Origin of the sequence: Trinickia sp. NRRL B-1857 (assembly GCF_050470685.1) — a bacterium.
Lineage (GTDB): Bacteria > Pseudomonadota > Gammaproteobacteria > Burkholderiales > Burkholderiaceae > Trinickia.
Window position 1 is genome coordinate 903,609 of the sequence record NZ_JBFLUK010000001.1, and the last position, 24,996, is coordinate 928,604.

The 24,996-nt window shown below is 62.2% G+C and carries 23 protein-coding genes; 10 read left to right on the forward strand and 13 right to left on the reverse strand.

Annotation, left to right across the window (positions count from 1 at the left end; genetic code table 11):
* Positions 1-117: 117 nt before the first annotated feature.
* Positions 118-1,965 carry a DUF4832 domain-containing protein gene (locus AB1286_RS04005; protein ID WP_430362043.1) on the forward strand — a complete coding sequence of 616 codons (1,848 nt, stop codon included), beginning with the start codon at positions 118-120 and terminating at the stop codon, positions 1,963-1,965.
* Here the strand turns inward: AB1286_RS04005 and AB1286_RS04010 are convergent.
* Positions 1,942-2,709 (reverse strand): tetratricopeptide repeat protein, encoded by a 768-nt coding sequence (locus AB1286_RS04010; protein WP_430362044.1) that lies wholly within the window; start codon positions 2,707-2,709, stop codon positions 1,942-1,944. The two genes, AB1286_RS04005 and AB1286_RS04010, sit on opposite strands and share 24 nt — an antisense overlap.
* Before the next feature lie 174 nt (positions 2,710-2,883).
* Between AB1286_RS04010 and AB1286_RS04015 the strand changes: the two genes are divergently transcribed.
* The 3 genes from AB1286_RS04015 to AB1286_RS04025 all read left to right on the forward strand — a co-directional run bounded on the left by AB1286_RS04015 (position 2,884) and on the right by AB1286_RS04025 (position 4,134).
* A complete protein-coding gene (locus AB1286_RS04015; protein ID WP_430362045.1) occupies positions 2,884-3,183 on the forward strand; it encodes a hypothetical protein in 300 nt (99 codons plus the stop codon).
* A 139-nt stretch (positions 3,184-3,322) separates the two neighbouring features.
* Positions 3,323-3,670: an ArsR/SmtB family transcription factor gene (locus AB1286_RS04020; protein WP_430362046.1), complete on the forward strand. Its 348-nt coding sequence runs from the start codon at positions 3,323-3,325 to the stop codon at positions 3,668-3,670.
* The gene (locus AB1286_RS04025) at positions 3,667-4,134 is read left to right on the forward strand and encodes an SRPBCC family protein (protein WP_430362047.1); all 468 of its coding nucleotides are present in this window, start codon (positions 3,667-3,669) and stop codon (positions 4,132-4,134) included. Before AB1286_RS04020 ends, AB1286_RS04025 begins: the two co-directional genes overlap by 4 nt.
* A 217-nt stretch (positions 4,135-4,351) precedes the next feature.
* Here the strand turns inward: AB1286_RS04025 and AB1286_RS04030 are convergent, their stop codons facing one another.
* Positions 4,352-5,590 (reverse strand): MFS transporter, encoded by a 1,239-nt coding sequence (locus tag AB1286_RS04030; RefSeq protein WP_430362048.1) that lies wholly within the window; start codon positions 5,588-5,590, stop codon positions 4,352-4,354.
* Between the two features lie 740 nt (positions 5,591-6,330).
* Here AB1286_RS04030 and AB1286_RS04035 point away from each other — a divergent pair.
* Both AB1286_RS04035 and AB1286_RS04040 read left to right on the forward strand, forming a co-directional pair.
* Complete coding sequence (locus AB1286_RS04035) at positions 6,331-8,127, forward strand: S10 family serine carboxypeptidase-like protein (protein WP_430362049.1); 1,797 nt, start codon at positions 6,331-6,333, stop codon at positions 8,125-8,127.
* Positions 8,128-8,173: 46 nt separating this feature from the next.
* On the forward strand, positions 8,174-8,572 hold the full coding sequence (locus AB1286_RS04040; RefSeq protein ID WP_430362050.1) for a 2-oxoglutarate dehydrogenase: 399 nt from the start codon (positions 8,174-8,176) through the stop codon (positions 8,570-8,572).
* Between the two features lie 30 nt (positions 8,573-8,602).
* Here AB1286_RS04040 and AB1286_RS04045 read toward each other — a convergent pair whose 3' ends face one another.
* Positions 8,603-9,559, reverse strand: a complete 957-nt coding sequence (locus AB1286_RS04045) for a LysR family transcriptional regulator (RefSeq protein WP_430362051.1) — start codon at positions 9,557-9,559, stop codon at positions 8,603-8,605.
* 81 nt (positions 9,560-9,640) lie between these two features.
* The gene (locus AB1286_RS04050) at positions 9,641-10,897 is read right to left on the reverse strand and encodes an MFS transporter (RefSeq protein WP_430362052.1); all 1,257 of its coding nucleotides are present in this window, start codon (positions 10,895-10,897) and stop codon (positions 9,641-9,643) included.
* A 287-nt stretch (positions 10,898-11,184) separates the two neighbouring features.
* Here AB1286_RS04050 and fliD point away from each other — a divergent pair, with 287 nt between their 5' ends.
* Positions 11,185-12,612 carry a flagellar filament capping protein FliD gene (gene fliD, locus AB1286_RS04055; RefSeq protein ID WP_430362053.1) on the forward strand — a complete coding sequence of 476 codons (1,428 nt, stop codon included), beginning with the start codon at positions 11,185-11,187 and terminating at the stop codon, positions 12,610-12,612.
* Positions 12,613-12,640: 28 nt separating this feature from the next.
* Here the strand turns inward: fliD and AB1286_RS04060 are convergent, their stop codons facing one another.
* The 7 genes from AB1286_RS04060 to AB1286_RS04090 all read right to left on the reverse strand — a co-directional run bounded on the left by AB1286_RS04060 (position 12,641) and on the right by AB1286_RS04090 (position 19,793).
* Positions 12,641-13,339, reverse strand: coding sequence for an OmpA family protein (locus AB1286_RS04060; RefSeq protein ID WP_430362054.1), 699 nt, complete (start codon positions 13,337-13,339; stop codon positions 12,641-12,643).
* A gap of 34 nt (positions 13,340-13,373) precedes the next feature.
* Positions 13,374-14,138: a flagellar motor protein gene (locus AB1286_RS04065; RefSeq protein WP_430362055.1), complete on the reverse strand. Its 765-nt coding sequence runs from the start codon at positions 14,136-14,138 to the stop codon at positions 13,374-13,376.
* A gap of 96 nt (positions 14,139-14,234) precedes the next feature.
* The gene (locus AB1286_RS04070) at positions 14,235-15,470 is read right to left on the reverse strand and encodes a Crp/Fnr family transcriptional regulator (protein WP_430362056.1); all 1,236 of its coding nucleotides are present in this window, start codon (positions 15,468-15,470) and stop codon (positions 14,235-14,237) included.
* 338 nt (positions 15,471-15,808) lie between these two features.
* The gene (locus AB1286_RS04075) at positions 15,809-16,333 is read right to left on the reverse strand and encodes a DUF6496 domain-containing protein (protein WP_430362057.1); all 525 of its coding nucleotides are present in this window, start codon (positions 16,331-16,333) and stop codon (positions 15,809-15,811) included.
* 180 nt (positions 16,334-16,513) lie between these two features.
* Positions 16,514-16,912 (reverse strand): 2-oxoglutarate dehydrogenase, encoded by a 399-nt coding sequence (locus tag AB1286_RS04080; protein ID WP_430362058.1) that lies wholly within the window; start codon positions 16,910-16,912, stop codon positions 16,514-16,516.
* Positions 16,913-16,959: 47 nt separating this feature from the next.
* Positions 16,960-18,813, reverse strand: a complete 1,854-nt coding sequence (locus AB1286_RS04085) for a S10 family serine carboxypeptidase-like protein (protein WP_430362059.1) — start codon at positions 18,811-18,813, stop codon at positions 16,960-16,962.
* Between the two features lie 650 nt (positions 18,814-19,463).
* Positions 19,464-19,793 carry a thioredoxin family protein gene (locus tag AB1286_RS04090; RefSeq protein WP_430362060.1) on the reverse strand — a complete coding sequence of 110 codons (330 nt, stop codon included), beginning with the start codon at positions 19,791-19,793 and terminating at the stop codon, positions 19,464-19,466.
* 184 nt (positions 19,794-19,977) lie between these two features.
* On the opposite strand from AB1286_RS04090, the gene AB1286_RS04095 reads away from it, so the two are divergent.
* From AB1286_RS04095 to AB1286_RS04105, 3 genes are all read left to right on the forward strand, one after another.
* The gene (locus AB1286_RS04095; protein ID WP_430362061.1) at positions 19,978-20,748 is read left to right on the forward strand and encodes an SDR family NAD(P)-dependent oxidoreductase; all 771 of its coding nucleotides are present in this window, start codon (positions 19,978-19,980) and stop codon (positions 20,746-20,748) included.
* Positions 20,749-20,845: 97 nt separating this feature from the next.
* The gene (locus AB1286_RS04100) at positions 20,846-21,328 is read left to right on the forward strand and encodes a BON domain-containing protein (protein ID WP_430362062.1); all 483 of its coding nucleotides are present in this window, start codon (positions 20,846-20,848) and stop codon (positions 21,326-21,328) included.
* A 50-nt stretch (positions 21,329-21,378) separates the two neighbouring features.
* A complete protein-coding gene (locus tag AB1286_RS04105) occupies positions 21,379-21,531 on the forward strand; it encodes a hypothetical protein (RefSeq protein ID WP_430362063.1) in 153 nt (50 codons plus the stop codon).
* Between the two features lie 24 nt (positions 21,532-21,555).
* Here AB1286_RS04105 and AB1286_RS04110 read toward each other — a convergent pair whose 3' ends face one another.
* Both AB1286_RS04110 and AB1286_RS04115 read right to left on the reverse strand, forming a co-directional pair.
* A complete protein-coding gene (locus AB1286_RS04110; RefSeq protein WP_430362064.1) occupies positions 21,556-22,506 on the reverse strand; it encodes a GNAT family N-acetyltransferase in 951 nt (316 codons plus the stop codon).
* Positions 22,507-22,541: 35 nt separating this feature from the next.
* Positions 22,542-24,812, reverse strand: coding sequence for a TonB-dependent siderophore receptor (locus AB1286_RS04115; RefSeq protein ID WP_430364980.1), 2,271 nt, complete (start codon positions 24,810-24,812; stop codon positions 22,542-22,544).
* Positions 24,813-24,996: the final 184 nt, after the last annotated feature.

Consider the following 24,996-nt stretch of genomic DNA (forward strand, 5'->3'; position numbering starts at 1 on the left):
GCCCTTGCTCTTGCCGCAATCCCCTACAATTATTCACCGACTGAGCGAGGCAATAATCGCCGAGCGTTCGCAGTCAATAGCCCACCGCCATTCAAACGAACGACGGGAGATGTCGATATGCACGCCCAGCTTTGTCGACAGGTCAGTCTATCTGCGATGTTCTTTTGCGCCGTTTGGCTCATGACATGCGCGCTGGCGAGTCATGCAAAGGAGGCCGCCGAAACCGGCGTTCAACGCCTAACGCCACGGCAGCTTGCGCCCGCCTCGGCCCAATTCGATCCCGCGACAAATCAATGGCGGGTCACCGGCGAGCTATTCAATCCGACCAGCGGCTTTTATATCTCAGTCGCACAACGGGCTATCGGACGGAACAATCCGCCTTGCGCATCGTGCGCGCCCGATCTCGATTTCATTCCCAACAGATCCGATTCCGCGCCACTGCCCGGTACCCCGGCAAACGTCTATGGACGTGTCTCGTGGCATACCCTCGAGGCGACTGAAGGACGTTACGACTTCTCGGTCATAGACCGCGTCCTCACACCGTGTCCCTCGCCGCCGGGCAAAACGGCGTGCTTACCCGAAGGCGGCACATTCGGCTTTCGTGTGATGGCCTTCAATCCGCAAATCAAGCTCGACACGAACGTCACCTTCGGCGCCGACGGCTATCCCGTTTATAGCGACGCACCCGCCTATTTGCTGAGGGACAACACCGGCCGCGCGCACGGCTGGCTCCTACCCGTTTCGCCGTCCGATCCTTCGCAAGGCCACTATTTCGTGCCCGATTGGAACGACGAATTCGTCATCGATAAAATGACCGCCCTACTTGCAGCTCTTGGCCGTCGCTACGATAACGATCCTCGGATCGGGACGATCGATATCGGTCTCTACGGCAGCTGGGGGGAATGGCATACAGGGGGACTTCCGGACACGCACGATTACAAATGGGGCCGCATTCCGTACTCGCCTACCGATACCGAGTACATATTGAATATCCAAGCTTACCTCGCGAACAACGGCGTAATCGGTGCGTACCGCCCCGGCACCACAGCGTCGAAGTCGGCAATCATTCAGGCCCACGTGCGCGCCTTCCCGGATAAGCAGCTCGTCATGCTTACCGACGATTCCGACTCGCTATGCGAGGCTATGCGTATCGACACGGGCAACCTGCCGATCGGCCTACGACGCGACAGTCTCGGCTCCTATACGGGATGGCGCGCCGGCTTCCCGGCGATTTCGACTTGCCGTTCGGCTGACGGCACCGATCTCGTCGCCACGCGATGGCAACGCGCACCGTTCATCGTCGAGCCTTTCGGCAACGGCAGTTCGCCTACGTTTCCGTGTCAGACGTTCGAGATCGATCCAACCACGAATCGACTCGCGATTCTCGAACAGGTCCGGCAATACCATATCGCCGATATCAAGAACGCCTCGTTTTGCACAGGTTCATGGTCCGCGTTGACGCGAACCCAACAGTCGGCCATTTGGGCCGCGGGTCTATCGGCGGGATATCGGTACGCGCCCGCGTCGGTCGCGGTTCGATTCGGCGCCGCGGCTGCGACCTCACCATCTCCCGATAAGCGCCTCTCGATCACCACGGAATGGCGCAATACCGGCATTACGCCCACGTATGCTCGATGGCGCATCGAGTTTCGGTTGCGACCGCTATCGACGACGACGTCTCAACCGGCCGCACATTTCACGTCGGCGCTCGACTTGCGCAAGGTACTGCCCGAAAACTGCACCGCGTTCGAAGACCAGTTCGTCCTACCGGAAGGCATACGCGCCGGAAGTTACGAACTCGATCTGCGCGTCGTCGATGCGCGACGCCACGCCCTCCCGATGCAACTCGCGCTGGCGACCGCGCAAGATGACGGCTATTACACGCTAGGCACGGTTCAGGTCCCAACCTACCGCGGCACGACTTCGATCGAATCCGCCGCGTCAGCGTCCGGCCATGGCCGCTAGCGCCGATTGCGCACGCGTCAGCCATTCGCGATTGTGCTCGCGGGCATGTCGCGGCCAATGCTTGCCGTCTCGCACGATGTCCTCGTACAGCGCCACGGCACGCGCGCGGTCGGCTTGCGCGGGTTGGGCGGCAAGCCAATCGGCGAATAGGCAACGCGGTGCCGCATCGCTCGCGCACGCCAATGCCGTCTCGAACGCCTCGCGCGTCCCTGCCGCGCCCAGCGCCGCAAGAGAACGGGCATATAACAACGCCGGTTGCGACTGATTGCGCGCCTGCGGATCGACCGTGAAAAGCCGCGTCAAGGTGACATCGGCGTCCGCGAAACGCGCTAATGCAAACTGAGCGCGCGCCAAGCCGAGCAACAGCGCGGGGTCGTCCGCAAACGGACCGGCCGCGGCGGCTTGATAATGTTCGATCGCCTCTTGCGCATTGCCCGCCTCCAATAAAGCGGCGCCCAGACGCATACGGCTCGCCACGGTAGGCGCGCGATCGAACTGCGCGCGGCTTTCGCGGACGGCACGATTCGGATCGACGAACTGCGTGATCGCGCGCGTGGCGACGTATGCACCGCGCGATTGCCGAAAACTGGGTAGATAGACCGCGAAAAAATACACGAGGCTGCCGAGCATCGGGAAGGCAAACAGCATGAACAACCAATAGATGTTCTGCTGGTGACGAACGGCATGCACCGCAAAGTAAACCGCGACAATGACGTGAAGACCGATTCCAAAAAAATAAGGCATGTGCGTTTGTTCAACTCTCAATTCGGAAGCCGCCTCAAAACATGAGACTGTCCATGCTCGACAATGTCGCTCCAGCCCCTTAAGCCACACTTAAGGGACAACTGCCTTCATGCGCTCCGGCGAACTCGGCGCCATCGAGGCGGTCATATTGCATATCCATGGAGAATCGTCATCATGAAGGGCTTTCGCTACGCCGTCGCGTCTATCGTTATCGCCGCCGGCTCGCTCTCGGCGCTATGCTACGCCAGCGCCGAAACCGCACGGTCCACGCGCACGGCCCCCGACGAATGCAATGTGAGCGCCGATGCATCGGCCGCCCCCGGCGCGACGTCGACACGGCCGGCCCTCACCGTCGGAGTCAGCGATCCGAATACGAAGTTGAATCTCCCGTGGTTTTTGACCGACCTCGTCAATGCCGTCAATACCCATCAATCGCCCCATTGCTTGATGCGCGCGCTTCGCAACGGCATCTGAGCGTTCCTCTTAGTTAGCTCTCCCTCCTCCCCTCGTTTCGTTGCACGACCGGGTAGCACGCGCCCACCCGGCGCTTACCCGCATGCGAACACTTAACCGTTTGCTTGACTTTCCCTCGGAACAACTCTAACTTAAGCAAATGCTTGAGTATCCATCCCAACAGCTCGATTTGGCTTTTCATGCGCTCTCGGACGCTACGCGGCGAGGAATGCTCGATCGCCTGTCGCGCGGCCCCGCCTCCGTGAGCGAACTGGCGGAGCCTTACGGCATGTCGCTCGCCGCGATTCATCAACACGTGCGCGTCTTGGAGGCGAGCGGACTCGTGACAACGGAAAAGCATGGACGCACGCGTGAATGCCGCATTTCCAGCGAGGCGGTCCAGCGCGTCGAAAGTTGGCTCAGCGAACGCCGGCAACTTTGGGAAAGCCGCTTCGACCGCCTCGGTCGATTGCTCGAAAGCGATTCATTCAAAGGAGAGCAGCCATGACGCAACCGCACGTCCCGTTTTTCCACGGTACGTTTACGCTAAACCGCGTCTGGGCCGCCACGCCCGAGCGCGTCTTTGCCGCTTGGTCCGACCCGCAAGTGAAAGCGCAATGGTTCACGGGGCCGGCGGATCGATGGTCGCTCATCCGACGATCGATGGATTTTCGCGTGGGCGGTCAGGAAGTGTTGGAAGGCCGCTTCGACGAAAGCGGCGTAGAGACGCTGTTCGACGCGCGCTTCCATGTCATCGAACCGGCCCGTCGCTTGGTCTATGCCTACGACTTGCATCACTCGGGACGTTTTCATTCGGTCACGTTATCCAGTCTCGAGTTGGAGCCGAGCGGCCAATCGACCCGGGTGTCCTACACGGAGCAAATCGTCTTTCTGGACGGCAGCGATGGGACCGAGAAACGCCGCGAAGGCACCGCGTTGCAGTTCGAGATGATCGAAATCGCCTTGCGATAGCACGGAGCTCTGCAATGACGATGCTGGAATTTTATGGGCACCCATTCGCCTCGTTCGTCGGAAGCCGCTCATCGCGCTTTACGAGCGCAATGTCCCCTTCATGTTTCGCTTGATCGCCCCCTTCTTCCCGCTCGGCGCTCCCGACCGGGACTAGACCCGGCATACTCTCGAGTATCCGAGGATCATCTAACGTGGAGCATGCCGGCAGCTTTCGTCTTTAGACCGCAGCCGCCGCGGGGCGAGCGCGCCGCGCGGGCAAGAAATACCATACGGCGGCCACCGCTTGCAGCGCGATCAACGCCGTCCAGACCGTTATGTGCCCCTCCGCCGCATAGTGTCCGCCCTGCATCGGCCAGTGTCCCAACGCCGCACCGATCGCGACTTGCAACGCAAAGATCGCGAGAAAAATCACAAGCGTGAACGTGGTATTCACGCGTCCGAGCAAGCGCGCCGGGAAGTGCTCGGCCAACACGGCATAGGTCAAAATCCCTGTCCCGCCCAATGCGCCATAGGCACCCCACAGCATGGTTTGAGGAAAGGGAACGCGCGCAGCGATCATTGCCTGAACGACGACGAACAGCACCATCGTGGCCCCCGAGGTCAGATACACGCTAATACCCCTCCGCTCCAACGCACGCGCCAAGGCGCCGAAGCCTACGTTGCCCGCGATGAACGCGCCGCCCAGCACGGACACGAGCGTCGCTGCGCGAGCGGGGCCTTCGTTCGTACCGGCGAGCGCAACATCGCGCATGAATGCCCCCACCCAAAGCGACTGCATCGCATAGAAAACGCTTTGCGTCAGGCCTGAAAACGCCGCCAGCTTCCAAAACGCGCGGCTAGTCAAAATATGCCATGTCCCCTTGAATTGCTCGAGCAAACCCGCGCTCGAACGAGTCTCATGCTTGGTCGGCGCGCCGATCCAAATCGCCGCGGCCGCCGCGGCCGTCAGTACCGCGAGACCCGTCGCGATCGCACGCCAGCCGGCGACCGAGAGCAACCATGAGAGCGGCGCGCCCACGACCACCCCGCCGAGCCCACCCGCCGCCATCACCAAGCCGTTCACGAGCGTGAGCCGGCCGACGTCGAAATGCTGGGCCGTCGCCTTGAATGCACCGCCTAGACAGGCCGATACGCCCACCCCGATCAGCAAACGCCCGACCATCATTGCGCCAAGGCCGCCCGCCCGGCCGAAGATCAGCGCACCGATGGCCGCCACCAACATCACACACGCGGTTACGCGACGCGGACCGTAGCGATCGAGCATGACACCGACGGGAATTTGCGCCCCCGCGAAGCCAAGGAAATACATGCTCGTCAACGTGCCCAAGTCGGCAGGCGAGACGTGTAGGTCATGGATGATGAACGGCGCAAATCCGAGATTGACGCCTCGGAACAGGTACGAAATGAAATACCCGAGCGAAAAGACGGCCAGTAGTCGCAGTTGAGTGGAGGTCATGGCGAGTGCGAGATAGGTGAGAGGCGAGGTCCGGCTCCATTATTCGCGACGATACGCGGACGTGCCAACAAGAGATTTCGCAAGTTACTACAAAAAATTCGATGGCACGAGCGGCTTTAGTGCCCCCAAAACCATCGCTTATGCTGTGCTCGCCGCAGCGGGATTACGGAATTCGCATCGAATCATTCAATTTTTTTAAAACACATTTCGGGATTTAAACGAGAAAAGACAAAACGAACCGACCATTTTGTTCGGCGTTTCGCGCTGCGCCGCTTCCGGTCTTCGTCGTCACCTATAGCGCATGAGCGGGACTCGTGTGACGCGCTACCCCATGGCGAACGGGCCTTTCTGTGCATATCGCGACAGCCCCAAGCCGGAATCCTTAGCATGCGCGATAGGCATTCCGTAGTCGCTCGGCACCTTGTCAAATTTCATTTGGCCTCGTACGTTGTATAGCGCCGATTCGAGACTTCGACAAAACCGATTAAATTCGTAGTCGATTCGGCGCTATTTAGAGCCGTCATGTCCAAGCATTAGAAGACTAAGCACTAGAGGGTTAGGCAGTTGTTTCCCGCGAGAGACCACGACTCTCGCGGCAATTCGAGAATCACGGAATCGAAGCTCGATACGCGCCGTCGTTAGCGACGCCGTGCGCGCGCGTCCTCGCTCGTCGAAGACGCGCAGGCCGACTCGTCGACGAACCGGCTCGATGACAACCTCACTTTCCAGCAGGGACAGAGATGAAAACAAACCGTAGCAAGATCGCCCATCCGCGCGGCCTACCAGGCCGGCTCGCAGGCTTTGGCGCGTTGACGTTCGGCGCGCTGCTGCTCGCCGCCTGCGGAGGCGGCAATGGCGCGGCATCGTCGGCCACGGCCGCCAATGCGCAACAGCCAAGCCGTGCGAAAGCGGCGGATGCAAACCAGCCCTACACCGATCAAGTCGCCTACTCGATGAATGCCGGCGACAGCCTCGATCCTTCGCAAGTGAACGAGGGGGCCGCCGTCATGCACTATCAATGGAGCGCCGGCTCGACGACGGTCAACTATACGACGACCACGGGCCATTTAACCGCGTCGGACGCCAACGGAAATCCCGAAGCGTCGATGTCGTACGTCGCCTACACCGCGCCGAGCACGAACGGCAAACCGCGCCCCGTTACGTTCTTCTATAACGGCGGACCCGGCTCCTCGTCGGTCTGGCTGCGGCTCGGCTCGTTCGCGCCGACGCGCGTCGCCACGCCCGATCCGCTACTCACGAATTGGCCGAACTTCCCGCTCGTGAACAACGCGCAAAGCCTCATCGCCACCACCGACATGGTCTTTATCGACCCGCCCGGCACGGGGCTATCGGAGGCCGTCTCGCCGAACACGAACCAATCGTTTTGGGGCTGCGACCAAGACGTGACCGTCATGCGCGATTTCATTCGCCGCTACATCGCGGCCAACAATTTAAGCGGCTCGCCCCTTTATTTGTACGGCGAGTCGTACGGCACGCCCCGCACCGACATGCTCGCGCTGTCGCTCGAAACGGCGGGCGTACCGCTGACCGGTATCGTCCTGCAATCGGCGATTCTCAACTACTTCGCCGATGCGACGGAAGCCGTGGCGGTCACCCAATCGACGAGCGGCCTCGCGCTCGCGACCGATACGCTGTCGGGCTATTTCCCGGGCTACGCCGAGGTCGCGGCGTACTTCAACCAAGTATCGCCGGCACCCGCGAGCCAGGCGCAGTACGCGCAGCAGATGGAAAACTTCGTGACCGCGAAGTACAACAGTTTCGGCGCCTATTCGCAGTCGTGGACGCTCAGCCAGATCGGCGATCCGAATGGGCTCGGCTCGCCTAGGCTGCCGAGCCGATCGACGCTTCAATCGTGGGAATCCGGTTCGAGCCTCACCTATCAAGCGCTCAAGGGCTACTTCAGCACCACGCCGTTCCAAACTACGCTGCTGCCGGGCACCACGATCGGCCGCTATGACGGGCGCGTGTCGTTGCCCAATTCGGATTCACGCTTGCAAAACGATGGCGACCCATCCGACATTCTCATCTCGCAGCCGTTCACGACGACGCTACAAACCCAGTTGCCGGACTACCTCGGCTACTCGGCGCCGAACGCGACTTACACGCCGCTGAACGACAGCATCATCGGGTCATGGGACTTCTCGCATGCCGGACAAGCCCTGCCGGACACGATCCCCGACTTGCTCGGCGCGTTGCAGTTGAACCCGAGTCTGAAGGTGCTTTCGATCAACGGGTATCACGATCTGGCCACGCCGTTCTTCAACACGGAAAAGCAACTCGCTCGGCTTCAAACGGTGCAAAACCTGAACGCGAATCTGCAAGTCACGTCCTATCAAGGCGGCCATATGGTCTACCTGGACGACACGGCTCGCGCGCAGGTGAAGTCCGACCTGGACAACTACTTTGCCGGCACTCCGATTCCGACCGCGTTGACGCTAAGCACGCTGCCGGCGGCATGGGCCGACGAAAGCCCGGCGGGCACGCCGACCGTCATGGCGCAGGCGTCGAAACGCTAACCCGGGGCCGTGGGCTCTTTCCGTATTCCTTTTTTGCGAGTCAATCATGTCTCTTATCGAAGTAGTACGGCGCACGTGTGCGCTCATCGCACTGGGCACCCTGGCCGCCGGTGCCCATGCCGCGGGATTCCAGGCCGTCGCGCCCGTTAAGCTCCAACAGCGCACGGGCGGCGTGGACGGTCCGTATTTTCCGAAGACGCGGGTCGCCGCCGTCGCGCCGACGACGGGCAATGCGTTGCAGCAGCAAGCTCAGCAGCGGATCGAAGCGCGGCTCGGTGCGAACGGCGTGCTGGCCAACGGCGCCGCGATCACGAAGACGCAAGCGTCGAGCAACGGCCTAGGCTACATCGCGCAGCACTTCAAGGAGATCGACGCCGCACATTCGGGCCGCGTCTCGATGGACGACGTTCGTCGGTACTTGCAAGCCAAGCAGATGCAGCAATGACCCCTGCCTGATCCCCGCGCTGGATGCGCCCTACCGCGCATCCAGCGCGGCGTCGCGCCGTGTGCGGACGGCGGCCGGGACGTCGGCGATCGGCTCGATGGCCCGCGGCAAATGCGCCTCGAGGATCGTTAGCACCGCTCGCGTTTTGGAGGGCACGGGGCGCGTGACCGGTAGCAGCGCATGCAGCTCGAATCCCGGCACCGTATAACCGGGCAACAAGCGCACGAGCGTTCCGCGCGCCAACGCATCGGCGCATACGGGCTCTTGCAATACGCCAATGCCTGCTCCGCCGAGCAGCAGCTCGTAGACGGGCCGCCAATGGCTTACGCCGATCGCGACATCGATGGGTGCCGAGTGCGAGGCGTTCGTGCCGTCGCGAAGGACAAGGCGGCCGTCCGTGAAAAGCCCCGCCACGCGAACGAACGCATGCGCAACGATATCGGCCGGCTCGCGCGGCGCCCCATGCCGCTCGATGTAGGCCGGCGACGCGACGAGCACGCGCCGCACGTGCCCAAGCCGATGCGCGCCGAAGCTGCCGTCTACCAACTGCCCGAGCCGCAGCGAAATATCCACGCCTTCGGTGACGGGATCGATCAGTTCGTCGTTGAGCACGAGTTCCAAGCGCAATTGCGGATGCCGCTCGCGGATCGCCGCCAAGATGGGCGGCAACACCACTTCGCCGACGCCGTGCGGCGCTGCAAGACGGATGCGCCCGCGAATCCCGTCGGCCTCGGGCGATACGGCCGCATGCGCCTCGTCGGCCGCATCGAGCACGATCTTGCTCTTTTGATAAAAGAGCGAGCCTTCGTCGGTACATGAAACGGCGCGCGTACTGCGCAGCAGCAGCTTGACGCCGAGATGCCGCTCCAGCCGCTCGATACGATCGCTGACGGTAGGCTGCCCGAGCCCCAGGTCTTTCGCGGCGCGCGACAGGTTGCCCCGTTCGACGACGCGCACGAAGATGCGCATTGCTGCCAAGACATCCATGGATTCACCGCCCGTCGAAAACGAAGCCGAATTATTAGCATAAGTGCGCGCGGCGCATCGATTCGCCGGCACGTACGGACGCTAGACGCGCGTCGCGACGCCGATCGCCGGCGCGGACCATCTGCGGCCGTACATCGTCATCGTTGCAAAGCTGAGCATGAAGCTCACGCCGCCCACGACGAGGAGCCCCAATTCGCCGAGGACCGGAAGCAGATTCGTGAGCAAGCCTGTCACGACCCATGCGATGGCCATGACCGAACCGGCTACGCCGAGCGCCCATCCTTGGCGATCTTCGGTCACGGCATCCGAGTAGGCCGTATACATCGTCGTATAAGCGACCATGTCGAAGCAGCCCACGATCATGCCGAGCACCCAGAGCGCGCCTTCCTGCGGCATGAGGGCCGAAAGGATCTGCCCCATTCCCGCGATCAGCAAGCCCAGCTTCGCGATATCCACGACGTTCCACACCTTCAGCATGAGACGCACGATCACGGTCAACCCGAAGACGAAGCAGATACCGATCAGGCCGCTGAACAAGCCGAGCCGCGAACTCGCGTAATGAAACCTCGTTTGAAGCACAAGCATGATCGTCTGTAGATAGAGGCCATAGCCGACCTGCATCAGAAAAAAGACGACCGACAACAACCCGATCCGCCGATGCATGCCCGCTTGGACCACGATACGCAGCGGCAGCAGCGGGTCGATGCGCGCGGCGCCCTTCGGAGGCAGCGCGTCGCGGTAAAAACCGAGCGTCCATAAGCCGCAGAAGAGCGAGAGCACCGAAACGAGCAAGAACGGCGTACCGTAACCGAAGATCGGCGCGATCGTTCGATCGGAGGTCACGCCGCCGAGCACGGGCCCCACGATGACGCCGGCGCTGAATGCCATCGACATGATGCTCATGTTGTAGGCCTTCGTTTGCGGGGTGCTCATATCGGAGATCGCGGCTTGGGCGATGCCTTGGCAGCCCGCCATGAGACCGCTGAGCCCCCGGCCGGCGAGCAGCAACGCAAGGCTCGGCATCCACGCACCGAGCGCCATCAGCAGGTAGGCAAGCGCAAGGCCGAACAGGCAAACGAGCATGATGGCGCGCCGGCCGTAACCGTCGGACAGCTCCCCCATCAACGATGAGCCGAAGAACATACAAAGCGGATAAACGCCGTAGCCAAGGCCCAAATAAAAGTTACGCAAATGGTCGGCAGTATCGGGACCGACGATTCCGGAATGCGAATCGGAAAAGATCGCGGCCATGATCGGATATACAAGGCCAAAGCCCATTGCATCGATTGCAATGGCAAGCAGGCATGGGCCGAGCAATTTCAAGTTCAATTTCGACATTGGCATCCTCGATGAGTGCGATGCCCGTAACGGTAGGGGATGCGGCCTCGCGCGAGTAGAGCGCTCGCGACGATTTGACCTATCGGGTTTACCGATAAATGACAGTGCGATGACAGCGCGATTCGCGCACTTTCAATGCACCCAAACTGCCACCGCTATCGCGTCCCGCTTAAATCGGCTCAACTGCCGCAGGAGGCATTACAAAGTATTTCCAAATGTTACTTTGCTAGATTACAATCCGCCTTCGAAGGAAAAACAATACAACCCAGCCACGCACGGAGCCTTGCATGAGTTCGGTGTCTTTACCGTCGGGAAACTCGAGTACGCAACCCTCGCCGATTCAACAAGCGGCGCAATCCATCCTGAGCGGCGCAACGGGCTCCGCGCTCGACGTCAATACGCTCGTCGCGGCGCTCGTGACCGGGAATACGGCCGGTCGCGCATCCGCGCTCGCTCGTCAGCAACAAACCGATAACACGGTGCTGTCCTCTCTGAGCACGCTCAAATCGGTCATGTCCGCGCTGAAAACGTCGCTCGAAGGTCTCGCGGACGGCAGCATCTTTTCGCAATTCGCGGCCAGTGCAACGGGCAAAGGCATCGTCGCGACGACGTCGAGCGGCGCCGCGTCAGGCGCCTATTCGGTATCGGTAGAACAGCTCGCGAGCGCGAACCAAATCTCCTCGAAGCCGTTCGCGCACGATGCAACGCTCGGCAGCGGCACGCTCACGATCGGCGTCGGCAATGCATCGATGTCGGTCGATATCGATGCCAAAAACAACAGCCTCAACGGCATCGCGGCGGCGATCAACGGCTCCACGCACAATCCAGGCGTAACGGCAGCCGTGGTCAAGGGTAGCGACGGCGAACACCTCGTGCTCACGTCGAAGGAAACGGGCGCCGTCAACACGGTGTCGGTCTCCGGCACGAACGGTCTCGATGCGGGACTCGCCACGGCGAATTTCAAGCAGGTCACCGCGGCGCAAGATGCGAAGCTCACCGTGAGCGGCAACCCCGTCACGAGCGCGAGCAACGTCGTCAAAGACGCGCTGAACAATGTCACGCTCGCGCTGAGTTCGGCCGCCGTAGGCACCACGCAGACGATCACGGTCGAGCCCGATCCGTCGGCGATCGGCAAGGCGGTCCAAAACTTCGCCAATGCGTACAACGCTTGGGTTAGCACGCATAAGCAACTCTCCGCCTACGATCCGAACACGAGGCAAGCCGGCCCCCTGCTCGGCGACTCGATGCTGACCTCGGCCGTCAACGGCCTGAGCCGCATCTTGGCAAGCGGCGTGACGGTCGACGGCAAGACCTACAGCCTCGGCCAAATCGGCCTCGATCTAAAGCACGACGGTACGCTCGAATTCTCCTCGTCGAAGCTGCAATCGATGCTGACGTCGAATCCGTCGTTCGTGTCGTCGGTGTTCAACGGCAAGAACGGCATCGGTCAGCAATTGGACAAGATGCTCGGGGACTACACGCTGACCACCGTCGGGCAGATGGACAAGCGTTCGGCTTCGCTCAACGAAGAGCTGAAATCGCTGACGAAGCAACAAGGTGAATTGACAACGTATCAACAGACGCTCACGGCGCAATACAACGCGCAGTTCACGGCGTTGAACCGGCTGCTCACGTCGCTGAACAACAGCAAGACCTATTTGAACGCGCTCTTCGGCGGCAACGGCTCCGCCGGCACGCTCAACAAGCGCGACTGATCGGCTCGCGCGGCGAGCCGTCGTGACGTTACTGCTGCACGAGTATCGTCACCCGGCGGTTGGCCGCGCGCGCAGCCGCATCCTCACCGAGTACGAGCGGCACGTTGTCCGCTCGGCCGATCGCGGCCAACCGGTGCGGCTCGATACCCTTTTCGACGAAGAAACGCACGACGGCGCCTGCACGCGCAGCCGACAACTCCCAGTTGGACGCGTATTGCGCGTTGGCGATCGGGACGCTGTCGCTATGCCCTTCGACCAAAATGTTTTTCGCCGAATGCGTGGCCAATACTTTGGCCACGCGCTCGAGCACGCCGACCGAATCGGGCAATAGACGCGCGTCGCCCGAATTGAAAAGAATCTTCGCGTTGATCGCGATTTCCACGCCCTGCGGCGATTGCGCCACCGTGATCGCATGCTGGTCGCTGAGCGGTTCCAGCAGTGCAACGAGTGCCGCTTGCGCCGCCGTGCGGCGCGCGTCGAGCGCCTTGTTCGCGTTCGTTACGCTCTGCGCTCGCGTGCTGGCGACCTGCGCTTCCAATGCCTTCGTCTGCAAATCGCGGTCTTTCGCGAGTTCGAGCACGTACAGCGCGAGGAAAAACACCATGAGCGTCGTAATCAGATCCGCGTAGGAAATGAGCCAACGCTCCGAATGCTCGTGCTCCGCGTCGTGCGCGTCGTGATCTGCTTGGCCGGACCCGGCGCGTTTTCCGTCCGTCAACGTGCTCATCGGCAGTCACTCCAATCCGTGGCGAGCGAGCGCATCAGGCCAGCGATTCCGCCGCCCGCTCGCGCACCTCGGCGGCAAGTCGCGTCTCGATCGTCTGCGGCGATTCCTTGCGAGAAATTGCAAGCAAGCCATCCATATAAAGGCGCCGAAAGCGCAGCTCGCTATCGACTTGCGCCTTGATCTTTCCGTACAGCGGCAAAAAGACGAGGTTGGCCAGTGCGAGGCCGTACAGCGTCGCGGTAAAGGCCGTCGCGATGCCGCTGCCGAGCTGCGCCGGCTCGAGGACGTGGCCGGTGACGTGAATCAAGCCGAGCACCGCGCCGAGGATGCCGAACGTCGGCGCGTAGCCGCCGGCCTGCTGCCAAATGCGGGCGGCGGCCATCCGGTTGCGCTCGTAGGCCGCAATTTCCCGATGCAGCGCATCCTCGAGGACGGCCGTCGAGACGCCGTTCGCCAGCAGCTCCAGTCCGCGCTTCGCGAATGCATTGATGCCGGTCGCATCGATCGACTCGAACGCGAGCATCCCGTTCAGCTTGGCCTGATCGCCCCATTCGAGCAGCGTCGACAAACTGTCGCGATCGACTTGCCGCGCCTTCATGAAGGCGAGGTGAAGCTGTTTGATGCCGTCGAAAAAGCGCGACCACGTGTTTTGAATCATCACCGCGCTCAACGTGCCGCCAAGCACGATGACGAACGCTTCGCCTTGAAGCAGCGTCGAAAAATGCCCGCCTTCGAGCCAAAAACCCACACCGATGGCCGCCGCGCCGAATAGCGCGCCGATAACGGTTAGCAGATCCATAAGAGGTCTCCGAACGTTTTTACGTTTGCCACGCGGCCCGAGCGGACCGCCGCCGCGCGCGGCAGCCCCCACCTAAGGGGCCGCCCGCGGCTTGCGTCACGCTTCGCGGCTCATGCGCGCCGGCTCGTGGCCGCTCGCCGCCTTCAGGTCGCGAATCGCTTGGAGAAAGCGCTGTTCGATGTCTTCCACTTCGGCTTGATCGAGCTTCAAATCGCGCCGCATGACCCACGACACTTCTTTCTTGCGCGCTTCGGTCATGACGGAGAACAGTTTGTCGACGATCGCCTGGTCGCCCGTCGAGGCCGCCAGTTTCGCCAAATCGTACGTATCGGTCGCGCTGACCGCGTCGAACAGCGTGCGGTGATCCACGAACTCGATGTCCTCCAGCGATTTGATCTCTCCGCTGCCGCGTGCGCGTTTGGCGAAGTAGCTCACGCCCTTTTCCTCGACGTAGTGGAGCACCTTCGTTTTGCGGAAGGCGAACACATCCTCGGCGATCTCGTCGTGCGACAGCTTGTTGAGCAACATCTTGCGCTCGACGCCGACCAACGCTTCTAGATCGGCGAGCTCGATCAGCTCCAATTCGCTATTGATCGCGATGTCGAGATCCTGGTCGGCCACTTGCTGAGCCCGCTCGGTAATGCGCAACGGATCGAACGTCACCACGTGGCGGTTCGAAGCGGGATCGCCGCCGAGGCGGGAATTGCCGCTCAGATGTTCCGCGCGCCCCGTCCCCAACGAAACGAGGTTCAGCTTTTCCATGCGGCCGAGCATCGTCATGACGTGCGGCCGCGAATGGCCCGCGATCGCGCGGCATTTCTTGATGACCTCGGGCAACGGCACCGCCACTTCGTCGGGCTGGCCGCGACGCATGCGTCCGTCCATCGAATCGGCGTTGTCCACGTTCGCCATCAACGCGAGCACGTGCGCATACGACACGACACCCGGCAGGAAGTCGGCATGGGTGTAGGTGGCGAGCAGATCGTCTTTTTTGCGGCCGCGGCGGATCGTCGTCCGCACGATGTGCCGCAATAGCGGCGACGCGCGCTCTAGTTCTTCTTCGACCATGCTCGCGTGCACGACGGTCAACTGGCAAAACGACAACGCCTTAGCCGTATGCGCCCGCGGTTCGGCTTGAAGCAGCACCGCTTCGCCGAAAAACTCGCCCTTGCCGATCGTCGCGAGCACGACCTTCTTGTCGTCGCAGCGCGTCGACAATTCGACCTTGCCCTCGGTGATGACGTAAAGGACGGCCTCCCCGGCGAAACCTTCGGAATAGATGACTTCACCAGGCGCGGCCGTACGCGTCCAGGACGTTCGTTGCTGATTCAAGGTACTTTCCCCGTAGCGATTCTTGTTTGCTCTCGACCCGCAGTGCGAAGCGGGCGAGACAGCGAGCCGCGTTCGATCGGCTCATGCTCGCGTTAACGACTTCTCAGCCAGGATTCTTTAGATTTCGACGCCGATTTGTGCGTTGTTTTCGGATCAGGTAAACGCGCATCGACGCGATGCGCACACCGGTGCAATGATCTGACGGATCGGCCCCCGTTTGCGGCCGACCGAGCGCATCGCGTTGATTTGGATCAAGAGGCGATGGGCGTTCCGGGGCTCGTCGACCATGCATGCGCGAGGCCCCGCGAACGTTCGCGTCCGGCGCGTTTAGATCCGCATCAATGATGCGCGTGGGCACGCGCGGCGCGGGTGCGAGCGGCTTTCTTCGCGGCGGCCGAGCGTACGGCGGCGCCCTTCGTTTTTGCGGCCTTTTTCGCGGCGGCGGAACGGCTGGCGGCTGGGCGTTTAGCCGCAGCCGATTTCGCCTGTTTCGACACCGCCTCGTGCGACGCGCCGCGCCCGCTTTCGCGTTGCAAAACGGCCGTCGTAGTGCGCGAGCGTTTAGCCTTCGTCTCTTTGTTCGCTGACGGGCGCGCCTTGCCCTGCCCCGCGGCAGTATCTTTCTCGGCTTTCTTCCGTGTCGCCTCGCTCGCCGCGCCCTTGTTCGGCGGCTTCAACTCGACGCCGGCGCGCCGTGCCTTGGACAAGCCGATCGCGACGGCCTGTTTCGCGGAGCGCACACCGTGCTTGCCGGCACGCACGCGGTCGATTTCCTCTTTGACGAATTCCCCCGCTTGCGTCGACGGGGACTTGCCGGCGCGCTTGTCCGCTTCTGCGCGCGCGAGCGTTTTGCGTTCTGGCATGAGGCACCTCCTATACAAGATGGCAAAGATGGCTGACGGCCAAGCTCATCGCTTGCTTCATTCCAGCGGCCGCAAGGTGCATGCCTACCGCGCTTGCGCGCGATCGATCTCCAATAAAAAACTGCCCGCGCGCGAAAAAAACGCGCGTGGGCAGCGGTGACGACCGGCGATGCGAAGCGGTTACTGCTGACGCTGACGTTGTTGCAGGTACTGCTTGACGTCGCTCATCGTGACGCGTCCGCTATGGCTCGTGTCGATCTCGTTGAAGTGATTGGCGATATAGCCGAGCCCGTTCGCTTGCGCTTGGGACTTCGTAATCGCCGCGCCGTTGCTGAACACGGTGTTGGCGCCTAGACGCGCGTCGAGCCGCGCCTGTGCCTGCTGTTGAAGTTCGCTGCCCGTGGTGGGCATAACCGCCGTGACCCGCTTGCTCGGGAAATACGGGCCGTCCACGCCGCTGCCGCGATGCGGCAACTGCACGGGCGCGACCGATTGCAGCGTCGCGCCGTGGGCCGCGCTCGCCAGCACGCCAAGCGCGATCCAAGGGGTAAGGCGTCTTAGCATATCGATAGGTGACATGATCCGCTCACAAGTAAAAGGTAGCCGAAGTAACGAGCGTTCGCCAGTTACCGAGTCGTGGTTTGGGCGGCCGCCAGCGTCGGCGTGCCCGCCGGGCTTTCGTCGCTCCACGGCGGCGGCAACATCCACAACCCGAGCGCGGTAGGCGCCGGCCGGCCCGCGTAGAAGTCACGCAGATCGGCTTTCATCTTCGGACGCGCATGATCGTCGAGGTAGATCATGTGCCCACCGGGATAGAACGTCACCTGCAAGTTCGGATTCAAGCCTTGCACCGTCTGCAACCGCGCGAGTTGCTTTTCCGTGCTGAAGAACGGCGTAGCCAAATCGTGATACCCGTTCAACGCCATCACCTTCAACTGCGGATTGAGCTCGATCGCCGCCAACAAGTCGGGCACCGTATCGGGCAGCGGCTGGCCGTCATGCGAGAAATCCCAGACGTTGATGATGTTGTCGTTCAGCGGCAGGTACGTCGCGTTCGGCGCGTTATAGCCCAAGTACGTCGGCATCTGAACCGCGAGGGCCGTCGTGAACGGCTGCGAAATCAGAATGTCGGACGGGTCGCCGTCCGTTTGCAGCCTCGGATCCGAGTTCGGCAGCGAGACGCGGCCGTCGTAACGGCCGATCGTCGTCCCCGGCAGCAACATCGAATTGAACGGGTTCACATTGAAGTAGCCCGTCAAAGACTGCATCGACAAACCCGACGCCCACGTCCACGAAGCCAGCGTCGGCGCGCTCGGGAACACCGGCGGGCCGAGGAAATCGGGCACGCCCAATTGGCTCAGCACCCACGACTGCGCGTATTGCTTGAACGCATGATAGTGCGTCGAGGCGAACAGCTCCGATTGGAACGCGAACAGCGCGGGATCGGGCTGGATGCTCGGCATCGCCAGTTGATTGAAGTAAGCCGATACCGCGGCATAACCCGGGTAGTAACCGCTTAGCGTGTCCGTATCGAGCTTGAGCGCGTTCATATCGATCGTATTGCCGCTCAGAATCGCCACGGCCTCGATCGCATCGGCAAAATAGTTCAGGATCGACGATTGCAGCATGATCCCCGTCAGCGGCACGCCGGCCGATTCGAGCGAGAGCGCGAGCATGTCGGTGCGCGGTGTGCCGTACGATTCGCCGTACAAGTACAGCGGCGCACTCGTGCGGTGGTTCACCGCGATATAGCGACGGATGAAGTCGCGCATGACGCTCACGTCGGGATCGCTGCCCCAGAATTTTTGATTCTTGTTCGGCGCGATCGCTTCCGACAGACCGGTCCCCGGCGGATCGATGAAGACCATGTCGGTCGTATCGATCAAGCTCTGCTCGTTATTGACGAGCGGGAAGTTCGGCCAATTGGTCATGAGCGGGTCGGGCGTCGCCACGCGTGTGGGCGCGAACGAGCCGAGCCGCAACCAAATCGACGATGAGCCGGGGCCGCCGTTATAGAAGAACGTGACCGGACGCGGCTTGCCGTTCGTGCTCGGTGCCGTGTAGGCGACATACGACATCGTCGCCTCGGCATTGCCGCCGAGATCGGATGCCGTCAAGTGTCCTGTCGTGGTCGTGTAGTAGACGGTTTTCTTGCCGGACGTCCACGTGTGATGCATGACCGCCGCTTTTTCCGATACGAGCGACGGGTCGAGGCTATCGGTCGCGTTGCCCGAATAGGCGACCGGGTCCGTATAAGGCTGATCGGTCGAGCAATTCTGCATTGGCTGACCTTGCGCATTGGCGACGGGCGAAGCCGCCGCCGTGGCCGCCTGCTGCGCGTTCGCGCTCGTCACGGCGGACGAGCCGCCGTCACCGCCGCCGCAGCCGGCCAACACAAGCACCGCCGCCGCGATCGCACCGAGCCATAGACCGCCGCGCGCATGACGCGGGGCTACCTGGATACCACTCCTATCTCGCATCTTCATTGTTGTCCTTGGTGTTTGAGTTGCCGTTTCTCGATGACCGGGCCGTCTCTCGCACGCCGTTTTGCGACACGCAATGCACGACAACGGTCGACATCCAGCCCTCTTCTCGATCACGACCAAGAGCCTGACTATCAAACCGAACGAAATAATTACCGTTTGAAACGAACTGCCGATGGAGCTTTTTTACTGCCGGATTTCGGAGGGTAATTCGAATGAAAATGTGCCGACGACATCGGCGGTAAGAAACTATGCGCGAATAATATGCTTGTCAAGGCACGGCGCGCGAATCGGCACGGACGGCCGTGGCGCACGCCTTTTTCGACTACGAGTGATCGCGGGAACTTTTTTTATTTTATTTAGCAATCCATATATCCATTGAGTTCGCACCATTAGTAAGGCAAACGTCAATTAAGATATAAAGATCGTTCTATTCAATGCGCCCGAAACTTTCTAATTCATTTCAATTGGACGTGCGACTTCAGAAAAAACGGCCAACCGAGTCGAGGGACATTACCTAGGGCGCGCGGCACGTGGATTGCGCGCCGTCTTCATCGTCAGTACTCCTACGGAAACGCCACGATCATGCCCCAGAACGAAACGCGCAGCGTAGCGTCTGCCGACACCGCGCGCGGATAGCGAGGCGCTCACGCCAGCGCCGCGACTCCCTCTGCGACCGCGCGCGCGTCGGTCGGGCGTACGACCCGCGCCACCTCGACCCCGTCGCGCAAGAAAATGAGCGTAGGCCAGAGTTTGACTTTGAACGAGCGTCCGAGCGGACGCCCGGGGCCGTCCTCTATCTTCAGGTGATTGAGATTGAGCTGCGGCGCGCGCGCAAGCGCCTCGGCGATATGACGCTGCGCGCCCTGGCAGTACCCGCACCAATCCGTGCCGAATTCGAGCACTGCCGCCCCCATAAGCGCATCCACCTCGGCGCGCGTCGGCGCCGTCTTTGCGTAACCGTTCTCTTGCGTCATGACTGTCCCTTTCCAACTCAACTGCCGCGATCCACGCCGGGCCGCCTATCGCGCCACCGGCGCACGCAGCGTTCGTCGCGCTATCTCTATCGTTGCGAGCAGGCATTGTGCCCCAGTGCTCGGCATGGCGCTTGCGGCCCCGTCCCAAAGCGGTATTCGCATCCTTTGAACACTGGAGGCCACGATGAAATTGAAAGATAAGCGCGCGCTCGTCACGGGCGCCGATTCGGGCATCGGACAAGCCATCGCCGACATTTTCGCGCGAGAAGGCGCCGACGTCGCCGTCGTCTATCACACCGATCGCGACGGCGCGGAGCAAACCCGCCGGCGCGTCGAAGCCGCGGGACGCCGAGCCCTCGTCATGCAAGGCGACGTCGGCGATCCGGCCAGCGTCCAACGCTGCTTCGACGAAGCCGTGCGCGAGTTGGGCGGACTCGACATTCTCGTCAACAACGCGGGCGTCGGCGCAAACGCGGCACCGGTGGCTGAGATCGACGATGCCGAACTCGAGCGCGTGTTGCGGACCGATTTAATGGGGCCGCTCTTTTGCTGCCGCGCATTCGTCAAACTCCGTAAGCAAAGCGGCGGCGGAGGACGCATCGTCACCATTTCCTCCGTCGCTCAACATTTGCCGACACCGGACAGCGCGCCTTACGGCATGGCCAAAGCCGGTGTGGGCTCGTTGACGCGCAGCCTTTCGCGCGAAGTGGCGGAAGACAAAATCAACGTCAACAACATCGCCCCCGGGCTCATTCAAACACCGATGACCCAGAGCCGGCTCGACGATCCGGCCAAGCGCGACAAGTCGTTCGGCGTGATTCCTTGGCATCGCGCCGGACAGCCGGAGGAAATCGCACGCGTCGCGCTATTTCTCGCTAGCGACGATGGCGATTACGTTACTGGGCAAACATGGACGATCGACGGCGGCCTCAGTATGCAATGGGGCGGCGCGTAATCCTGCCACTCGGGGCACGCGCGATGCTGGACCGGAAACGGACTCGCCCCCGCGTTCGCGGCGGGCGCAATCGAACCGCGATTCACCGGAGACTCCCATGAAGAGCTTGTTGAACAGCATCGCGACGCTCGCCGCGGGCGCGGCAGTCATGTACTACCTCGATCCGCAGATGGGACGGCGGCGTCGAGCGACGCTGCGCGACAAACTCCGCTCAGGTAAGCGCAGCGCGACGAATTTCGCCGGCACGCAAGCAAAGCGCACCGCCGATCAAACGCGCGGCCTCTATGCCAAGGCGCAGGCGCGAATGGACGGAGGCGGCGAGCCGGTCGGCGACACCATCTTGGCCGAGCGCGTCAGAAGCCAACTCGGCCACCTAACGAGCCGCCCGGGTGCCATCGACGTCACCGCCAGCGGCGGTTGCGTCGGACTGTCCGGGCATATCCTCGCCGCCGAGCATACGCCGCTCGTGCAGACCATCAGCGCGATCTCCGGCGTGGACGAAATCGACGACCGCCTCGTCGTACACGATCGGCCCGGCAACATTCCAGAGCTACAAGGCGGCGTGCACAGCCAAGGTTGAACACACGCTCGGCTTGCTGCGATTTAACTTATTCGAGGAGGACCTCTGCCATGCGTCTATCCGCCAGCGATCCCACTACCCCGCCGATCCCCGATCAGCCAGTGATCCCCGACGCACCGAACCCCGGCTCGCCCGACGACGTTCCCGACGTCGGCACGCCCGAGCCCGAGCCGGATCAACAACCGGGCCGAACCGGCAATTGACCGGCGAAATAGCACAGCGACCGATTACGGTCCGTGGTGCGTGAAGAACGTGTCGCGTTCGAGCACGATGAGCGCGGCACGCTTGTGCGGGAAGTCGAACTCCTTAAGCGTATAGGCTCCCAGCCGATGCATATACGCGATGTGGCGCGTGTTGTCGATGCGCGGTTCGCCGACGATTCGCTGCGTGCGGGGATCGTCGAGGAACATGTAATGCAGCACGCCGTTGAACCACGCGTGCAGTTTGCCCGGTCCGTGCGCATCGCGCTCCCCGACCAACAGATGCAGCCCGCGGTCGAAGTCATGCGCATCGTAAAACGGCGCGATGCGGTCTTCCTTCGCCCAATACACCTCGAAATAGGCGAAGGGGCGATCGTCGAAGCATCCGATGAGCGGGTGGACATGCGCGTCGGCGCATTGCGCTTCCAGATAAGCGGCGTGTTCCTCGCGCGTACCGCGCAGTCCCCAAAACCGCGCGACGCGCTCCGAGTTCATCCACCTATGAAACCGCTCGGTATCTTCGCTCACGTCCACTGTGCGCAATGAAAACGTCGAGGCGAGTGCCGGCAGGTAGCGCCGATAGACGGTCCCCGTCGGCTTGGGCGGTCGCGACGGGTAGCGGCGCCCGCCCTGCGTCACGTAGCGGAGCGCCGCACCGCCCGAGGACGGCGCCGTCAGCCACGGCGACGGATGTTGCCAGAACGTCGCACGCGAAGTCGAAACGAGCAGCGTGTCACCATCGCGCGTAACACGGTCGGCCACTCCGGCACGTACGGCCCGCATCGCAAACGACGCAAGCCGCTTTTCCGCATCCGTTGCCCCATGCGTTGCTGCATCCTCGCACCGCAAAGCGATCGTTGCCGTTTTGCGATCTCGCTCGGCGCCGAACCACTCGGCCAAGCTCGGCAGCAAAGCGGCCGGATCGTCGCACGGCGGGTACGGTAAGCGGATCGCGCTCGCGTGGACGGTGTCATGCATAGCTGCCGGCTCGTTCATCGAAATTCCTCTCCTCGTTACCAGTCGTAGCGCGCCGTAGCGATAACGGTACGGCCGTTGCCGTAAAAGCAGGCGGCATCGCTCTGGCACCCCGTCACATAGCGCCGGTTGAAAAGATTCGTCGCATTGACCGCGAAGCGCCAATTGCGTACGTCGTAATGGATAGCCGCGTCGAATAGCGTGTACGCCGGCACCTGCAAAGCGTTGTCGGCACCGCCCGCGGCCCCGCTCGTGTAGCGCACGCCGGCACCCAGTCCCAAGCCGGAGAGCGGCCCGGTGTGCCAAGTCCAGTCGCCCCACACCGAAGCCGTTTCGCGCGGCAGCGGGATCGCGACGGGCCATTTGTCCAACGAAACATCGTTCGCCTCGACGTTCTTGACGTCCTGATAGGCATAGGCCGCCGCCACGGTCAGATCGCGCGTCACATTGCCCACGGCGCTGAACTCGATGCCGCGCGAGCGCACGCGGCCCGTCTGCACGCTGTTCACGTGCGTCGGATCGTTCGGATCGGGCGTGAGCACGTTGGTCTGGTCGATCTGATAGACGGCCGCCGTCAACATCAAGTTTTTCGCCGTAGGCTTCCAGCGCAACCCCGCTTCGATCTGCTTGCCGCGCGTCGGCGCGAACGGCGTCCCACCCGCCGTCACGCCGATGGTCGGGTTGAACGATGTCGCGTAGCTCACGTAGGGAGAAAGGCCGTAATCGCCGAGGAAGACGAAGCCCACGCGGCCCGAGAACGCCGTGTTGCGTTGGCTTTGCTCGGTGCCGGCGACGACGTTGTCGGTACGGGTACGGCTGATGTCCTCGCGCCCGCCGATCGTCACGACCACGCGCGGCGTCAATTTGATCTGGTCTTGGGCGTACAGGCCGAAGCTATCGAGCGTGCTGCGCACGTCGGTGGGCCCGAACGAGGTGGGCCCCGAGAAAATCGCCGACGACACCGGCGTATACACCGGGTTGTACATGTTCAAGCTCGGCGCCAACGCTGCCTGCTCGCTGTCGGTCGACAACTGCCGGCTATACGAGAATCCGAATAGCACCGTGTGCGCGATCGATCCCGTCCGGAACTGCGCCTGCGCCTCGTTCACGAGATCGAACCGCGTGTAGTTGGGCTGGAACAACCCCGCATAACGCGTCAGCGTCGCCTGCGTCGGATCGGACGTGTCGAGCCCGCCGCCGTACACGGTCTCGTTGTTTAGCGACAAATGCGCATAGCGCGCGTTTTGGCGCAGCGTCCAGACGTCGTTCAACCGCTTCTCGAAGGCATAGCCGACCGACCATTGCCGCTTGTCGTATCGCGAGAACGACGGATCGCCCGTGTAGAGATCGCGCGAAATCGCGCCGTTCGGATTGTTCAAAATCGTGCCGACGGCCGGCAAGAAGTTGTCGGATACATCGGTGCTGTCGTGCAGGTAGGTGGCCGAAAGCGTCAGCGAGGTATCGGCATCGGGCCGCCATTGCACCGACGGCGCGAGCATCAAACGCTGGTCTGCGTTAGGCCCGGTCGGCATATTGCCGTCGCGCCCCACGCCGACGAACCGATACGTCAGCGTTCCATCGCGATTGAGTTTGCCGCCGAGATCGAGGCCGATTTGTTTGCGCGCGTCGTTGCCCACTTGGACCTCGATCTCGTGGATCGGCTCGCTAGTGGGCTTTTTCGTTTGCACGTCGACGAGCGAACCCGGATCGCCTTGGCCGTAGAGGACCGACGTCGGACCGCGCAGGACGGTCACGGTATCGATTTGATACGGATCGACGCGCCAAGCGGCGAGGTTCATCGTGCTCGGCACGGGCAAGCCGTCTACGTAGACGTTCGGTGTAAAGCCGCGCAGCGCCGTGTACCAGTCCGAACGCGTACTCGCGCCGTAAGACGAAAAGCCCGGAACATACCGCAATGCCTCGTTGATCGAGCGCGCGCCTTGCGCCTCGATTTGGGCCGAGGTCACCACGTTCACCGTTTGCGGAATCTCCTCGAGCGGCGTGTCGGTTCTCGTCGCCGTGCTCGTACGACGAGCGACGAAGCCGCGCACGCTATCTTGCGCGCTCGAACCACGCACGCGCACGGCCGGCAATGTACCGCCCTTCGTGACGGGGCCCGCATTGTTCGCCCCGTTCAACTGATTCGGCTGGGCCGATGTCCCCGGCGCCGTTTGGACGCTCACGCCGCCCGCTCGCTCGTCTTGTCCTTGCGCGGATTGCGCATGCGCGTAACTTTGCGCCCCCGCCCACAATGCGGCACTCGCGGCCACAGCAATCGCTCGCCGTTCCTTGCCGTCAAACCACTCCATCGATGACTCCGTTCTTTTCACTAGTTGGTGCCGCGCAGCGCTCCCGCCGCAACGACGGTCGATTACAGAGCGAAGGCCTCGCGGCTGTCGCTCACACCCGTTGCGCGCTTGCGCGCGAATGTCTTTCGTCGTTCGGTACCCGGCCGTCGCTTGCAACAGCGAACCGGCGATCTCGTCCGCCCGG

What these genes read in the sequence shown, in the direction of transcription:
- AB1286_RS04005 (WP_430362043.1), top strand. Translation starts at nt 118, where the DNA reads ATGCACGCCCAGCTTTGTCGACAGGTCAGTCTATCTGCGATGTTCTTT.
- AB1286_RS04010 (WP_430362044.1), bottom strand. Translation starts at nt 2,709, where the DNA reads ATGCCTTATTTTTTTGGAATCGGTCTTCACGTCATTGTCGCGGTTTAC.
- AB1286_RS04015 (WP_430362045.1), top strand. Translation starts at nt 2,884, where the DNA reads ATGAAGGGCTTTCGCTACGCCGTCGCGTCTATCGTTATCGCCGCCGGC.
- AB1286_RS04020 (WP_430362046.1), top strand. Translation starts at nt 3,323, where the DNA reads ATGCTTGAGTATCCATCCCAACAGCTCGATTTGGCTTTTCATGCGCTC.
- AB1286_RS04025 (WP_430362047.1), top strand. Translation starts at nt 3,667, where the DNA reads ATGACGCAACCGCACGTCCCGTTTTTCCACGGTACGTTTACGCTAAAC.
- AB1286_RS04030 (WP_430362048.1), bottom strand. Translation starts at nt 5,590, where the DNA reads ATGACCTCCACTCAACTGCGACTACTGGCCGTCTTTTCGCTCGGGTAT.
- AB1286_RS04035 (WP_430362049.1), top strand. Translation starts at nt 6,331, where the DNA reads ATGAAAACAAACCGTAGCAAGATCGCCCATCCGCGCGGCCTACCAGGC.
- AB1286_RS04040 (WP_430362050.1), top strand. Translation starts at nt 8,174, where the DNA reads ATGTCTCTTATCGAAGTAGTACGGCGCACGTGTGCGCTCATCGCACTG.
- AB1286_RS04045 (WP_430362051.1), bottom strand. Translation starts at nt 9,559, where the DNA reads ATGGATGTCTTGGCAGCAATGCGCATCTTCGTGCGCGTCGTCGAACGG.
- AB1286_RS04050 (WP_430362052.1), bottom strand. Translation starts at nt 10,897, where the DNA reads ATGTCGAAATTGAACTTGAAATTGCTCGGCCCATGCCTGCTTGCCATT.
- fliD (WP_430362053.1), top strand. Translation starts at nt 11,185, where the DNA reads ATGAGTTCGGTGTCTTTACCGTCGGGAAACTCGAGTACGCAACCCTCG.
- AB1286_RS04060 (WP_430362054.1), bottom strand. Translation starts at nt 13,339, where the DNA reads ATGAGCACGTTGACGGACGGAAAACGCGCCGGGTCCGGCCAAGCAGAT.
- AB1286_RS04065 (WP_430362055.1), bottom strand. Translation starts at nt 14,138, where the DNA reads ATGGATCTGCTAACCGTTATCGGCGCGCTATTCGGCGCGGCGGCCATC.
- AB1286_RS04075 (WP_430362057.1), bottom strand. Translation starts at nt 16,333, where the DNA reads ATGCCAGAACGCAAAACGCTCGCGCGCGCAGAAGCGGACAAGCGCGCC.
- AB1286_RS04080 (WP_430362058.1), bottom strand. Translation starts at nt 16,912, where the DNA reads ATGTCACCTATCGATATGCTAAGACGCCTTACCCCTTGGATCGCGCTT.
- AB1286_RS04085 (WP_430362059.1), bottom strand. Translation starts at nt 18,813, where the DNA reads ATGCGAGATAGGAGTGGTATCCAGGTAGCCCCGCGTCATGCGCGCGGC.
- AB1286_RS04090 (WP_430362060.1), bottom strand. Translation starts at nt 19,793, where the DNA reads ATGACGCAAGAGAACGGTTACGCAAAGACGGCGCCGACGCGCGCCGAG.
- AB1286_RS04095 (WP_430362061.1), top strand. Translation starts at nt 19,978, where the DNA reads ATGAAATTGAAAGATAAGCGCGCGCTCGTCACGGGCGCCGATTCGGGC.
- AB1286_RS04100 (WP_430362062.1), top strand. Translation starts at nt 20,846, where the DNA reads ATGAAGAGCTTGTTGAACAGCATCGCGACGCTCGCCGCGGGCGCGGCA.
- AB1286_RS04105 (WP_430362063.1), top strand. Translation starts at nt 21,379, where the DNA reads ATGCGTCTATCCGCCAGCGATCCCACTACCCCGCCGATCCCCGATCAG.
- AB1286_RS04110 (WP_430362064.1), bottom strand. Translation starts at nt 22,506, where the DNA reads ATGCATGACACCGTCCACGCGAGCGCGATCCGCTTACCGTACCCGCCG.
- AB1286_RS04115 (WP_430364980.1), bottom strand. Translation starts at nt 24,812, where the DNA reads ATGGAGTGGTTTGACGGCAAGGAACGGCGAGCGATTGCTGTGGCCGCG.